The following is a 334-nucleotide window of genomic DNA, read 5'->3' on the forward strand; positions in this document are numbered from 1 at the left end:
CGAGTCGCCCCGGGCCGAGCACCCCGAGCACGCGTCGGCCCCCGATCCCGGCGGTGATTCCGAGACGCGGTTCCCGGAGGCCGACCCCGCCTCGTTCCGGCTGCGCGCCGAACCCCCGCCCGCCGCAGCCGCAGCCGCAGCCGCCCCCGACCCGGACGAGGAGCCGGGTGACGAGGCCGACTTCGACCCCCCGGGGGCACCCGCCCTGTACAGCCGGGCCACGGTTCGTGTCCGGGCCGACAGGCCGCCGATACTGACGCCCACTCCCCCGATGATCTCCCGCCCGCTCGCCCTCCAGCGGGCCCTGCGCCCGCTGCGCGGCGCCGTGCCCCCC

1 pseudogene is annotated in these 334 nt (G+C 79.3%); it reads left to right on the top strand.

What is annotated here, in order from left to right:
• A pseudogene (locus tag GT042_RS38220) lies at positions 1-334 on the top strand (hypothetical protein); the annotation flags it as partial.

Origin of the sequence: Streptomyces sp. SID3212 (assembly GCF_009865405.1) — a bacterium.
Taxonomy (GTDB): domain Bacteria; phylum Actinomycetota; class Actinomycetes; order Streptomycetales; family Streptomycetaceae; genus Streptomyces.